Source organism: Bacillus sp. BS98 (assembly GCF_008432245.1).
GTDB lineage: Bacteria > Bacillota > Bacilli > Bacillales > Bacillaceae_G > Bacillus_A > Bacillus_A toyonensis.
Genome location: NZ_CP043830.1, coordinates 3,166,835 through 3,180,962, shown reverse-complemented (window position 1 = coordinate 3,180,962; position 14,128 = coordinate 3,166,835). Strand labels below are relative to the sequence as shown.

Annotated in this window: 9 protein-coding genes and 1 pseudogene; 9 read left to right on the top strand and 1 reads right to left on the bottom strand. The window is 36.4% G+C overall.

Annotated elements, in window-relative coordinates; translation table 11 throughout:
* The first annotated feature begins 84 nt into the window (after positions 1–84).
* The gene (locus tag F0362_RS16475) at positions 85–1,782 is read left to right on the top strand and encodes a M4 family metallopeptidase (RefSeq protein ID WP_149889889.1); all 1,698 of its coding nucleotides are present in this window, start codon (positions 85–87) and stop codon (positions 1,780–1,782) included.
* A gap of 183 nt (positions 1,783–1,965) precedes the next feature.
* Here the strand turns inward: F0362_RS16475 and F0362_RS16470 are convergent, their stop codons facing one another.
* Positions 1,966–2,961: a zinc-dependent alcohol dehydrogenase family protein gene (locus F0362_RS16470; protein ID WP_000647251.1), complete on the bottom strand. Its 996-nt coding sequence runs from the start codon at positions 2,959–2,961 to the stop codon at positions 1,966–1,968.
* Between the two features lie 313 nt (positions 2,962–3,274).
* Between F0362_RS16470 and F0362_RS16465 the strand changes: the two are divergent.
* The 8 genes and pseudogenes from F0362_RS16465 to F0362_RS16430 all read left to right on the top strand — a co-directional run.
* Positions 3,275–3,811 (top strand): annotated as a pseudogene (locus tag F0362_RS16465) (glucose-6-phosphate dehydrogenase); the annotation flags it as partial.
* Positions 3,812–4,160: 349 nt separating this feature from the next.
* Positions 4,161–5,645 carry a glucose-6-phosphate dehydrogenase gene (gene zwf, locus F0362_RS16460; protein ID WP_000445326.1) on the top strand — a complete coding sequence of 495 codons (1,485 nt, stop codon included), beginning with the start codon at positions 4,161–4,163 and terminating at the stop codon, positions 5,643–5,645.
* A 39-nt stretch (positions 5,646–5,684) separates the two neighbouring features.
* Positions 5,685–7,679, top strand: a complete 1,995-nt coding sequence (tkt, locus tag F0362_RS16455) for a transketolase (RefSeq protein ID WP_000193005.1) — start codon at positions 5,685–5,687, stop codon at positions 7,677–7,679.
* A gap of 112 nt (positions 7,680–7,791) precedes the next feature.
* Positions 7,792–8,685, top strand: a complete 894-nt coding sequence (gnd, locus tag F0362_RS16450; RefSeq protein WP_001263676.1) for a phosphogluconate dehydrogenase (NAD(+)-dependent, decarboxylating) — start codon at positions 7,792–7,794, stop codon at positions 8,683–8,685.
* 198 nt (positions 8,686–8,883) lie between these two features.
* A complete protein-coding gene (fsa, locus tag F0362_RS16445; RefSeq protein WP_000667695.1) occupies positions 8,884–9,552 on the top strand; it encodes a fructose-6-phosphate aldolase in 669 nt (222 codons plus the stop codon).
* Between the two features lie 361 nt (positions 9,553–9,913).
* On the top strand, positions 9,914–11,239 hold the full coding sequence (gene gntP, locus F0362_RS16440) for a gluconate permease GntP (RefSeq protein WP_001057626.1): 1,326 nt from the start codon (positions 9,914–9,916) through the stop codon (positions 11,237–11,239).
* A 109-nt stretch (positions 11,240–11,348) separates the two neighbouring features.
* A complete protein-coding gene (gene gntK, locus F0362_RS16435) occupies positions 11,349–12,890 on the top strand; it encodes a gluconokinase (RefSeq protein WP_149889888.1) in 1,542 nt (513 codons plus the stop codon).
* 120 nt (positions 12,891–13,010) lie between these two features.
* Entirely contained in the window at positions 13,011–14,078 is a 1,068-nt protein-coding gene (locus tag F0362_RS16430; protein WP_000782234.1) for a lactonase family protein, read from the top strand.
* Positions 14,079–14,128: the final 50 nt, after the last annotated feature.

Here is a 14,128-nt window from a genome sequence, read left to right as displayed (position 1 = left end):
CATAGATAGTTTGAAATATCTATGTTTCCAATTCTGAAAAAACATTCATTTAACTTAATAATAAGATTATAAAGGAGTAAGAATATGAATAATTTCGTAAAGGTAGGTTTAACTACAGGAGTGGTGTTATCGGCGATTATGCCCTATGGAGGAGTGCATGCGGAAACAGAAGATTTAAAAGTGGAAACAAAGGAAGATACGTTCCGAACAGGTAATTTAACAGCACCTTCTCAAAATTCGGCAGAAAATGTAGCAAAGGATGCACTAAAAGGAAAAACAGAACAAGCATTATCATCAAAGCAAGTTAATACGGAATCCAAAGTTAATTATAATGTTACGCAAAGTCGTAAATCTTATGATGGTACTACATTGGTACGTCTTCAACAAACGTATGAAGGACGTGATGTATACGGATATCAACTAACAGCACATATAAATGATGATGGTGTACTTACGAGCGTTTCGGGGGATAGTGCCCAAGATCTACAACAACAGGAAGATTTGAAACAACCTATTACTTTATCAGAAGAGGATGCAAAGAAACAGCTTTTCAACATCTATGGAAATGATCTTATATTTATTGAAGAACCAGAAATTAAACAAGTGGTATATGTAGATGAAAATACAAATAAAGCTACAAACGCATATCAAATTACTTTTAGTGCATCTACACCTGAATATGTATCTGGTACGGTATTAATTGATGCTTTTGGGGGTAATCTATTAAAAGAACTCGTTCAAAAATTGGGTATACAAGTAGATAGTAGTATTGTCCAATCTGCGACAGCAAATAAATCACAAGATCCTTCGAAATTAACAGGTACAGGAAAAGATGACTTAGGTATTAATCGTACGTTTGGAATTACGCAGCGAAGTGATGGAACGTACATGCTTGCAGATTATTCTCGTGGTAAGGGAATTGAAACATATACTGCTAATTATAAAGATTATAATAATTATAGAAGAAATGTATGGGGTTATCTCGATGATTTAATAACAAGTAATTCTACAAATTTTACTGATCCTAAAGCAGTTAGTGCCCATTATTTAGCAACGAAAGTATATGATTTTTATCAAGAAAAATATGGCCGTAACAGCTTTGATAATAACGGACAAAAAGTAATTTCTGTCGTTCATGGTTGGAACACAAATGGTACGAATAAAGGAAATCCTGAGCAGTGGTTTAATGCATTTAGTAATGGAGCTATGCTAGTATACGGAGATCCAATTGTTAGAGCATTTGATGTGGCAGGACATGAATTTACACACGCGGTTACAAGAAATGAGTCTGGACTTGAGTATGCAGGAGAAGCTGGTGCAATTAATGAGGCCCTATCTGATATTTTAGGAGTAGCAGTTGAAAAGTATGCCAATAACGGAAAGTTCAATTGGACAATGGGAGAACAATCAGGTCGTATTTTTAGAGATATGAAAAACCCATCATCTATCTCTTCTAGATATCCGGAGGACTATAGACATTATAATAACTTACCTATTGATGCTGACCACGATCATGGTGGTGTACACACGAACTCTAGCATTATTAATAAAGTAGCTTACTTGATTGCTAGTGGTGGAAACCATAATGGAGTAAACGTACATGGCATTGGAGAAGATAAAATGTTTGATATTTTCTATTATGCAAATACGGATGAATTAAATATGACTTCTGACTTTAAAGAATTAAAAGAAGCTTGTATTCGTGTAGCAACGAACTTATATGGTAAAGACTCATTAGAAGTACAAGCTGTCCAACAAGCCTTTAAAGCAGCTTATATTTAAGACTACTATGATGAATTGTAAACCTTTTATTTTAATATGATTCTTTATTTAAATATATAGACAAAAACCTTGTAGAATTTCTCTGCAAGGTTTTTGTTACGCATGGCATTTTATTTTATGTATCATTATCTCATGTTAATTGGTAATTAGGATAACTAATAAGTTGTTTTTATCGAGTCAAAATTACCAAACGTTTTTTAACACTATTTTTCCTATTGCTTTATTCGATTCCAAATATTCATGTGCTTGGGCAACTTCATCAAACGTGAAAGTTTTCGAATCTAGCAATGGGCGAAGTTTTCCTTCTTCTACAATTTGCGTTATTTTCGTTAAGATTTCTCCGCAATCATTACGCTTATCAGTATGTAATATTTTTAATGCCATAAAAGTAACGTGCAGAGAGAGTCCTTTTGCGTGTAAAGGAGAGAGGTCATGGGTTGAACGAGCTGCAATTGTTACGACAGTGCCATTGACCGCAGCAGCTTCAAAAGAATGATCAAGATTCTTGCCACCTACTGTATCAAATATAACTTCAAATCCGTTTCCATTCGTATGTTTTTGCACATATTCTTGAACAGATACTTCTTTATAATTAATAGCTATATCGGCTCCTAGACGATGGGCTATTTCCATTTTGCTCTGCTGAGAAGCGGTTGTGAAAATTTTAACGCCTGCCCATTTAGCTAGTTGAATGGCTACGTGTCCTACGCCACCAGTAGCTCCATGAATGAGAACATTTTGACCAGGTTTAATATTTGCACGATCAAATAAAGATTCCCAAGCTGTAATTGCAACTAATGGTAGAGCAGCAGCTTCTTCCATTGTTAAATTGTTAGGTTTGTGAGCAATTAATCGTGCATCAGCAAGCATAAATTCTGCAAGTGCACCTCCAGTTTCTTTAAAACCTCCGGCACATCCGTATACTTCATCCCCTGATTTGAATTTCGAAACACCTTCTCCTACTTCAATAACAATACCAGCTACATCGCCGTGTAATATAGCTGGAAACTCAGGAGCGACTGCTGAAACGGCACCACTACGCATTTTTGTATCGATTGGATTTACACTTGTTGCTTTTACATCGATTAGAACATGACCTGGTAAAAGTTTTGGTTTTGAAACTTCTTCTAATTGAAATACAGATGAATCCCCAAAAGAATGGATAATTTGTGCTTTCATAGTTTATACCTCCTGTTTGTGGTTATAGCATAGCAAAGTACGAAAAATAAGTATAATATTTTGAATTTGGTTAGTGAGAATTTTATATAAAGAAGAGGAAAGTGCATGAAATGAAATAATGTAACGTACTTCTAAAAACTACTGTAAAGCTTTTTGAAGAAAGGGTAGATGTTATTTTTACAGCATGATTTATTCATTACGTTTATCTCGCATTCACAGGCAGTAAGACCCCCACCTCAAAATTCAGCGAAAGCAAAGAAGTTAGGTGGGAGTTGGGCTGCTCGTAAAAGCCCGATTGGTGAGGGCTGATTAAAGTTTCACTTTATTCGGAGCGACAGGGGATTTAGCGAAACGCAAAATTTACCCTGCTTTATACAAACTATTTAGTAATCAACATATACCGCAATCTATTTCGATTATCGGTATTGGCAGAAGGGTAATGTCAGATGTGGAATTTCAAACAAAGGTAGAACAATCCCTTGCTACATTTTCTAGAATATCTACTGATGACAAATCAGGAGTAGAAGAATTTATTAGCACATTTCGTTATTGTCAAGTAAATACAGCGAATATAGAGGACTATCAAGGTTTGTTGCGTCTTGTAAAGAGGCGTGAAACAGAATTAAACATTTCTGAAAACCGTATGTTTTACCTATCTGTTATACCAGAAGTGTTTGATATCGTTGCTTTGAATATTAAAGAGAGTGGATTGTGGGTTACAAAAGGGTTAAACCGTCTTATTATAGAGAAGCCTTTTGATTATAGTGTAACGTCTGCTCGCAAGTTTAATAGAAAATTAATTGAAGATTTTGATGAAACTGATATTTATTATATTGATCATTATCTTTGAAAATGGATGGTAACTAGGAATACACTTAGAAAAGTATTACGAAATAAATAGTATTTAATCCAAGACATTTTTATTGACGATAATAATTTATGTGGTTAATATACTAAACGTAAGATTATTTAATTACTAAAAGTAATCAAATATACATTATTTCGTTAAATTCGATAAATAAGTAAGTTGTGGTAGAAATGCTTTGAATTGCCACTATTAATATTGGGGACAATTAGAAAGCGAAAGGTATAAAAAGAATTGGAATTTGATAACTCTTTGTTTTTTATAAAACATGAGCTTCTGTACAATTCATTTTGAATATATTGACCAGGATTATACAACAAGAGGGGGACTAAAATTGGAATCAATGACCTTTGTTTTATTTGGAGCGACAGGGGACTTAGCGAAACGCAAAATTTACCCCGCACTATATAACTTATATAGAGATCAAAAGCTTCCAAAGCAAATATCCGTTATTGGGCTTGGAAGACGTGAAGTATCTCATATAGATTTTCAAAAAAGAATAAAAGAATCAATAGAGACGTTTTCCCGTCATAGAGAAGAAGGTACTCCAGAACTCGAAGGTTTTTTAGATAATTTTCGTTATTGTCCATTAGATGTGAGTAAGCCGGAAGACTATGAGAGATTATTACAAGTCGTTCGTGAAAGGGAAGAAGAACTACATATAAAAGGAAATAGAATGTTCTATCTTTCAGTGGCTCCTGAATTTTTCGAGACAATTGCTTTAAATATTAAGGAAAGCGGACTTGATAAAACGGATGGATGGAAACGTCTGATGATTGAGAAACCGTTCGGGCACGATCTTACATCTGCGCGTGAGCTGAATGACAAGCTTAGTCGAACGTTTGAAGAAGACGAGATATACCGTATAGATCATTATTTAGGTAAGCCGATGATTCAAAATCTTGAAGCACTAGAATTTGCAAATCCTGTTCTCCAATCGATTTGGAATAAAGAACATATAGCGAATGTGCAAATTACAGCGAGTGAAACAGTTGGGGTTGAAGAAAGAGCAGGATATTATGATCAGGCAGGAGCCATTCGTGATATGGTTCAAAATCATATGTTACAAATATTAATGATGACTGCTATGAATCTGCCGGAAAAAATTAACGCATGTGAAATTCGAGAGGAAAAGCGAAAGGTAATGGAAACGCTTCGTAAAGTGAAAAAAGAAGACGTTCACAATCATATCATTCGCGGACAATACGCTGCAGGAGAGATAAAAGGCGGGCAAGTTGTAGCATATAAAGAGGAGCCAGGAGTAAATCCTTCTTCTAACATAGACACATTTGTTGCTGCTCGCTTGTGGATCGATAATCCATTTTGGACTGGCGTTCCCTTTTATATACGAACAGGCAAACGAATGAAAGAAAAGTCTACTCGTATTGTAATCGAATTTAAAAATACGTTAAAACAGCAATATCAAGATAGTAATCCAAATGCAGCACCTAACTTGTTAATAATTGAAATTAGCCCAGGTGAGAACGTTTCATTACAGTTAAATAGTAAAAATCCATTGAAAAATGGAGAAATTGAACCGATGCGTATTAACTTTACTTGTGAGCAAGCGGATGTGGGAGTACCTGAAGCGTATGAAAGACTCATTCATGATGCTGTGAGTGGAGACGCTACATTCTTTGCACATTGGAGAGAAGTTGAATTGTCATGGGAATGGGTACAACCAATTCTTGAAGCATTCGAAGAAAACTTATTACCACTTCATGAATATGAGTCGGGTTCATATGGTCCAGATGCGTCTAATGAACTATTGCAAGAAAGTGAATTTAAATGGTGGTTAGATCAAGAAACGAAAAAATAGGTACTTTCTTTCATGAAAGCATTTAGGGGGACGATTACTATGACACAAAACATAAATCAATTAGCAGTGAATACAATTCGTACGTTATCAATTGATGCTATTAATGCGGCAAATTCAGGTCATCCAGGTCTTCCGATGGGAGCAGCGCCAATGGCTTATGCATTATGGGCGAATCATTTAAATCATAATCCTAATCATCCAAAATGGTTTAACCGTGATCGATTCGTTTTATCGGCGGGACATGGATCTAGCTTATTATATAGCCTACTTCATTTAGCCGGATATGACGTTTCAATTGATGACTTGAAAAACTTCAGAAAATTAAATAGTGAAACGCCAGGACATCCTGAGTTTGGTCACACTTCAGGAGTTGAAGCAACTACAGGACCGTTAGGGCAAGGGATTGCCAATGCTGTTGGAATGGCAATGGCAGAAGCGCATTTAGCAGCGAAGTTTAATAAGGATGGTCACTCTATTATAGATCACAATACGTATGCTTTAGTTGGAGACGGTGATTTAATGGAGGGTGTCGCTTATGAAGCGATGTCAATGGCAGGGCACATGAAACTTGGCAAGTTAATTGTGCTGTATGATTCAAATGAAATTTCACTTGATGGTGAATTAAACATTGCTTTCTCTGAAGATATGCAGAAAAGGGTAGAATCTGCACATTGGCAATATGTAAGAGTTGAAGATGGAAACGATGTTGATGCGATTACAAAAGCGATTCAATTAGCGAAAGACAATACGGACCAACCTACTCTTATAGAAATTAGAACCATTATAGGTTACGGAAGTCCAAAAGTTGCTGGAACGAACAAAGCACATGGTAACCCGCTTGGATTAGAAGAAGCGACAGCGACAAAACAAGTGTATGGTTGGCATTATGAAGAAGACTTTTTTGTACCTGAAGAAGTAACAGCTCATTTTAATGAACTGAAACAAAAAGGTATTGAAAAAGAACATGGCTGGAATGAGCAGTTCAACTTATACAGAGAGTCAAACCCTGCACTAGCAGATGAATTAGAAAAAGCGATTACAGGTGAAGTTTTAATCGAAGAGAAAGACATTTTATCCTTCGATACTGAAAAAACGATTTCAACTCGTGTTGCAAGTGGGGAAGCTATTAACCATTATGTGAAATCGATTCCTTCTATTTTCGGTGGAAGTGCAGATCTTTCTCATTCTACGATGACAGATATAAAAGGTGAAGCAGTGTATGCAGTAGAATCGTATGCTGGCCGAAATATATACTTCGGTGTACGTGAACATGCAATGGGCGCCGCAGCGAATGGACTGGCACTTCATGGAGGAGTAAAACCTTTCGTTAGTACATTCTTTGTATTTAATGATTACCTTCGTCCATCTATTCGACTGGCTGCATTGCAAAAGTTACCAGTTACTTACGTATTTACGCATGATTCGATCGCTGTAGGAGAAGATGGTCCAACGCATGAACCAGTTGAACATTTAGCAGCTCTTCGGGCAATTCCTGGTTTAACAGTTATCCGCCCGTCAGATGCGAATGAAACAGCGAGTGCATGGGCTTATGCTTTACAGCAAGCGGATGGTCCAGTCGTTTTAGTACTTAGTCGTCAAAATTTACCGGTATTTGAGGAAACGAAAGCGAACATAGAGAATCTTTCTAAAGGAGCTTACGTATTAACGCAAACAAATGAAAATCCGGATGTGATTTTAATTGCGACAGGTTCTGAAGTATCCTTAGCTGCTAGTGCGAAAGCAAAATTAGAAGAGGATCATGTTTCTGTTCGCATCGTTGCAATGCCGAGCTGGGAATTATTCGATCGCCAATCGAAAGAATATAAAGAATCGGTTCTTCCGTCTTCTGTAACGAAACGAGTATCGCTTGAGATGGGTGTATCTCTCGGTTGGGAACGTTATGTAGGACAAGAAGGAAAAGTACTATCAATTGAAACATTTGGAGCTTCAGGAACTGGAGCTGAAGTCATGAATCTATTTGGATTTACGACAGAAAACGTTGTTCAAATTACAAAAAATGTGTTGAATTCTTAAGTTATGACTGTGAATACCTTTCTGTACATACTAATTTATCGGTGCTGAAAGGTATTCCAGATTCTAGTGATATGGATTTTTAATAAAAGATGATTTGAGGAGGAATTATATTATGCGAGTAGGATTAATTGGTTTAGGTAAAATGGGATTAAATTTAGGGAAAAATTTAATGGATCATAAACATGAAGTAGTAGCATTTGATTTAAATACGAGCGCTGTGGAAGAAATGAAAGAGTACGGGGCTACAGGTGTATCTAGTTTAAGTGATCTTGTTCAGTCATTACAATCACCAAGAATTCTTTGGGTTATGGTGCCACACGCTGTTGTTGATTCTGTTATTGATGAGGTTACGCCATTGCTTTCAAAAGGAGATATTTTAATTGAAGCTGGTAATTCACATTATAAAGAGTCTATTCGCCGATATGAGCAACTAAAGAAAGATGGCATTCACTTTATGGATGCAGGAACTTCTGGCGGAATGGAAGGCGCTCGTAATGGTGCTTGTTACATGATCGGAGGAGATCAAGAAGCTTGGGACATCGTTGAACCTATCTTCCGGGATACAGCTGTAGAAAATGGATTCTTATATGCCGGAAAAGCTGGTAGTGGTCACTTCTTAAAAATGGTTCACAACGGAATTGAATACGGTATGATGGCTGCTATTGGTGAAGGATTTGAGATTCTAGAGAAAAGTGAATTTGACTACGATTATGAAAAAGTATCAAGAGTATGGAATAACGGTTCAGTCATTCGCTCTTGGTTAATGGAATTAACTGAAAATGCATTTTCTAAAGATGCGAAACTAGATGAAATTAAGGGAGTAATGCATTCTTCTGGTGAAGGAAAATGGACAGTAGAAACAGCATTAGACCTTCAAACAGCAACTCCTGTTATCGCAATGTCTCTATTAATGCGCTACCGCTCATTAGACAATGATACATTTACAGGAAAAGTTGTAGCAGCTCTGCGTAATGAATTTGGCGGACATGCAGTAGAAAAGAAATAAAGTGAAACTTTAATTAGTGGGGGTTCTTCATCCTCCACATTAGCCTTTACCAATCGGGCTTTTACGGGAAGCACGCCCCCCAACTTAACTTCTTTGCTTCGCTGAATGTTGAGGTGGGGTCTTACTGCCCGGCAAATAGCGGGATAAACATCCTAAACATGTAACTCATCAACGTTTAAAAACTGGAGGGAATTGATCATGAAATTTTTTATTGATACTGCAAATCTTGAGGACATAAAAAAAGCATATAAACTTGGAGTTTTAGCTGGTGTTACAACGAATCCTTCTTTAGTAGCAAAAGAGGGTGTTAAGTTTGAAGACCGTATCGCAGAAATTTGTCAGACAGTACCTAAAGTTGAGTCTGTTTCGGCAGAAGTAACGCCAGATGCTGTTACAGCTGAAGAAATGATTGCTCAAGCAGAAGAATTAATTAAAATTAACGGTGGCGATAAAAACGTCACGATAAAACTTCCAATGACGCTAGCAGGATTAGAAGCTTGTCGCTATCTTACTGAAAAAGGTGTGAAAACGAACGTTACACTTATCTTCACGGTGAACCAAGCACTTTTAGCTGCTCGAGCAGGTGCAACGTACGTTTCTCCATTTTTAGGACGTTTAGATGATATTTCTGAAGATGGTGTGCTCTTAGTTGCGAAAATTGCTGAGCTATTCGATATTCATCAATTAGATACACAAATTATTGCAGCTTCTGTCAGACACCCAGATCATGTAACTCGTGTAGCGATGGCAGGTGCTCACATTGCTACAATCCCTTATAAAGTAATTGAACAACTTGCTATGCATCCATTAACAGATCAAGGTATGGAAAAGTTTGCTGCAGATTGGGCGAAAGCGCCTAAATTATAATATATGAAAGTGGAGGAGACTTTCCGAAAATTACTTTTCATGAGAGGACAGATTCCTAGGTAACTTCATCGTTTAACTTTTTGGAGTCTTACTACGTGAATACAGCAAGAGAAGAAAGCGTCATGCACTTTAAAAAAAGGACAAATTGCTCGCACGAAGCGTTTATCATAATAACATTATAATTATTAAAGAGAAATCCCCTTATTAGAGAGAGTAGTTAACGTGTATCTCTGATAAGGGAGATTCTTTTTATATAAATCATTATTATGTGAAAATATCTCTTACTCAAGAAAGAACTATATAAGTTCTCTTAATTGTATAGTAATTTTGAAAGGGTTTACATAAAAGGGTGGAACTGAGTATGAATATGTACCTTTTAATGATTACATTATTATCAATTGTAATTGTTATTTTAGGAGTATCGTGGTGGAGATGGCATGCGTTTATTAGTTTAACGATTGCAAGTTTGTTTTTAGCAATTATGTCTGGAATGCCAATGGATAAAATAGTGAGCGCTTATGAAACGGGAGTCGGAAGTGTTCTCGGGCATTTAGTAGGTATTTTAGTATTAGGTACAATTCTAGGGAAAATGATGGCAGAGTCAGGTGCTGGAATGCAGGTGGCAGAGTTCTTTATTAAATCCTTTGGAATAAAAAACTTACCATGGGCGATGTTAATTGCAGGTTTTATTATTGGAATTCCGGTGTTTTTTGAAGTAGGCATTTTAATATTATTGCCGTTAGTAATTTCTATTCATAAAACAACGAGACAAAATATTTTATTGATAGCATTACCAGCAATTGCTGGGTTATCTGTCGTACACGGCCTTGTTCCTCCGCATCCAGGGGCAATCGTTGCAATTGGTATTTATAAAGCGAACCTTGGGAAGGTACTTCTTTATTCACTCATTATTACATTTTTTGCAGCGATTATTGCAGGTCCTATATTCGCTAAATGGATTCACAAACGTGTAATTCCTGAAAATGAACCAGAATTGATACGTGTAAATACAAAATCAACGAAATTGCCAGGAATAGGAGTTTCATTTTTAGTTATATTGTTACCCGTTATGTTAATGGTGTTAGCAGCAGCAGCTCCTTATGTTCCGCTTTCTAATACTCTAATGAAGATTGTCACATTAATCGGTAGTCCTATCATTGCGCTTTTGATTGCATGTTTTGCAGCTTTCTATTTTCTTGGATTTCGTCAAGGTATCGATAAAAAGGCTATTAAGAAGGTAACAGAAGATAGCTTATTACCAATCGGTTCTATTGTTGCGATTATTGGTGCTGGCGGCGGATTTAAGCAAATTCTTATCGATAGTGGCGTAGGGAATGCTATTGCTCAAATGTCTGAACATTTAGCTCTATCTCCAATTGTATTAGCATTTATAGTAGCTGGATTAATTCGAATTGCGACAGGGTCAGCGACAGTCGCCTTAACAACAGCAGCGGGCATAGTCTCTCCAATCGTTGAAAATACGACAGGTGTAAATTTAGAGTTACTCGTCATTGCAACAGGTGCAGGAGCACTCATGTTTTCACACGTAAACGATGCTGGGTTCTGGATGGTAAAAGAATACCTAGGTTTAACAGTGAAAGAAACATTTAAAACATGGACGGTATTAGAAACGTTACTTTCATTTATCGCTTTTGGAGGCGTTTTACTACTCGATATGTTTGTTTAAAATAAAGATGTTTCTATTTAGATAATTGTGGCATACAACGTTATCAGTAGATAAAAGGAATGTATTTTTATGGTGGGATACTGTCGCAATTTTTTGTTAGGAGGAAGAAATGGTGAGCTCAAAATATATGATTGGTGTAGACATTGGGACAACTAGTACAAAATCAGTTCTATTTTCTACTGATGGATCTGTTATTGCAAGTCATGGAATTGAATATCCTTTATATTCTCCTACGCCTGAAATAGCAGAACAAGACCCAGAAGAAATTTTTCATGCAGTAATAAATACGATTAAAGAAACTGTACGATCAAGTAGTGTACAGCCAAATGATATTCTTTGTGTCTCTTTTAGTTCGGCAATGCATAGTATCATTGCTGTAGATGAGAAGGGAAAACCGTTAACGAGATGTATCACTTGGGCAGATAATAGAAGTGCAAGCTGGGCAGAGAAAATAAAGAGTGATATGAATGGTCATGAAATTTATTTGCATACTGGAACACCAATTCATCCGATGTCACCACTTTCGAAATTAGTTTGGTTACAGAATGAGCAGGCAGAATTGTTTGCAAAAAGTTATAAATTCATTTCTATTAAAGAATATGTGTTTTATAAGTTATATAAAGAATATGTAATTGATTATTCTATAGCATCAGCAACAGGAATGTTCAATTTGAAATCTTTAAAATGGGATGAGGAAGCTCTTCGTGTTGCAGGGATTTCAGATGAAAAGCTTTCTAAACTTGTTCCAACGACGCACAGCTTAATAGGATTAGATGAAGAACTTGCAAAAGAGATGAATGTACTTGTTTCTACGCCCTTTGTAGTAGGAGCGAGTGATGGAGTGCTATCGAATTTAGGCGTAAATGCAATAGATCCTGGGGTTGTGGCTGTTACAATTGGTACAAGCGGTGCGATACGCGCTGTAACAAATTGTCCTGTGACAGATCCAAAAGGTAGAATTTTTTGTTATGCCTTAACTGAAGACCATTGGGTAATCGGTGGACCAGTTAATAACGGTGGTATGATTTTTAGGTGGGCTCGTGACCAATTAGGCACTTCAGAGATTGAACTTGCGAAGCGTTTAGGGAAAGATCCATATGAAGTGCTTACTGAAATAGCAGCAAAAGTAAATCCTGGATCTGACGGTTTATTATTTCATCCGTATTTAGCAGGGGAAAGAGCTCCTTTATGGAATGCGAATGCGCGAGGATCTTTTTTTGGACTCGGATTACATCATAAGAAAGAACATCTTATTCGTGCTGTATTAGAAGGAGTAATTTATAACTTATATACCGTTCTTCTCGCTTTAAAAGAGCTAATTGGCGAACCGAAAAAAATTCAAGCAACAGGCGGTTTTGCAAGGTCAGAACTTTGGAGACAGATGATGGCGGATATTTTTCATCAAGACGTATATGTTCCTGAAAGTTTTGAAAGCTCTTGCTTAGGAGCTGCAATCCTCGGTTTATATAGTTTAGGTGAAGTAGATACGTTACATGTAGTTTCTGAAATGGTAGGTGCGAATTTCCACCATGAACCAAACATTGAAAGTGTGGAAAAATATAAAGATTTAACACCAATCTATATTCGTCTGTCCCGTCACTTGGAAGAAGAATATGAAAGTATAGCAGCGTATCAAAAAAAGTGGGTTTAAAAGCTATTTACTAAGAAAATATGGTAACGTATAAAGAGATACTCCGATTTTTTAGGATACTCTTTCAACATAAAATATTTTAAGAAGTATGATGAACGAAAAATATAGGGAGAGAGGGTTATGAAAATGAAGGATAACAAAGAGTTTATTGGATATGTTGGAACTTATACGAAAGAAAATAGTGAGGGAATATATAAGTTTACTTTAGACACAGAAGCAAAAAAAATTAGTAATGTAACACTTGCGGCTAAGCTGGATAACCCTACATATGTAACGATTAACCGAAATAATGAATATCTCTATTCCGTTGTTAAGGAAGGAGAATCTGGTGGTGTAGCTGCTTATTCAATTGATAGTAAAACTGGAGAGTTAAAGGCAGAAAACAGACAAGTAGTAGAAGGGGCTTCTCCTTGTCATGTGAGCGTTGATAGTGGGAATCATACGGTAGTTACAGCAAATTACCATAAAGGAACGATTGAGTCTTTTGAAATAAATGAAGAAAATGGAACTGTAAATCCTGCTTCATCTATTATGGCGCATGAAGGTTCAGGTCCGAATAAAGAAAGACAAGAAAAACCACATGCACATTACGCGGGATATACTCCTGATGAAAAATATGTAGTGGGCGTTGATTTAGGGATAGATAAAATAATTACGTATGAAATAAAAGGTAGTGCATTAACAGAAGTGAATAGCTTATCTGTAAATCCAGGAAGTGGGCCGAGACATATTACTTTTCATCCGAATGGAAAGTATGCGTATGTGATGACTGAGCTGAGTTCAGAGGTTATCGTATTAACATATAATACGGAAGAAGGGACCTTTACAGAATTACAGTATATTTCTACTATTCCAGCAGAGTTTGATGAAAATAGTCAAGGAAGTGCGATTCATATTTCTTCTGACGGCAGCTTTGTATATGCAGGTAATCGTGGTCATAATAGTATTGCTGTTTTCAGTGTGGATCAAAATTCAGGTGAGCTTACATTTGTTGAACATACATCTACAGAAGGAAATTGGCCAAGAGACTTTGTATTAGATCCTACTGAAAAGTTCCTTGTTGCTACAAATGAAAAGTCGCATAATCTTGTGTTATTTTCAAGAAATGAATCTACAGGAAAGTTAACTCTTTTACAATCTGATGCTGTTGTGCCAGAGCCTGTTTGTGTTAAATTTTTAAATGTTTAAGTTATGTTCGATATATTTGAAAAATCGCTGATATAATTTTATATATCAAG

Excerpts from the sequence above, each read along its gene's own strand:
- F0362_RS16475 (WP_149889889.1), top strand. The coding sequence starts at position 85 with ATGAATAATTTCGTAAAGGTAGGTTTAACTACAGGAGTGGTGTTATCG.
- F0362_RS16470 (WP_000647251.1), bottom strand. The coding sequence starts at position 2,961 with ATGAAAGCACAAATTATCCATTCTTTTGGGGATTCATCTGTATTTCAA.
- tkt (WP_000193005.1), top strand. The coding sequence starts at position 5,685 with ATGACACAAAACATAAATCAATTAGCAGTGAATACAATTCGTACGTTA.
- gnd (WP_001263676.1), top strand. The coding sequence starts at position 7,792 with ATGCGAGTAGGATTAATTGGTTTAGGTAAAATGGGATTAAATTTAGGG.
- fsa (WP_000667695.1), top strand. The coding sequence starts at position 8,884 with ATGAAATTTTTTATTGATACTGCAAATCTTGAGGACATAAAAAAAGCA.
- gntP (WP_001057626.1), top strand. The coding sequence starts at position 9,914 with ATGAATATGTACCTTTTAATGATTACATTATTATCAATTGTAATTGTT.
- gntK (WP_149889888.1), top strand. The coding sequence starts at position 11,349 with ATGGTGAGCTCAAAATATATGATTGGTGTAGACATTGGGACAACTAGT.
- F0362_RS16430 (WP_000782234.1), top strand. The coding sequence starts at position 13,011 with ATGAAAATGAAGGATAACAAAGAGTTTATTGGATATGTTGGAACTTAT.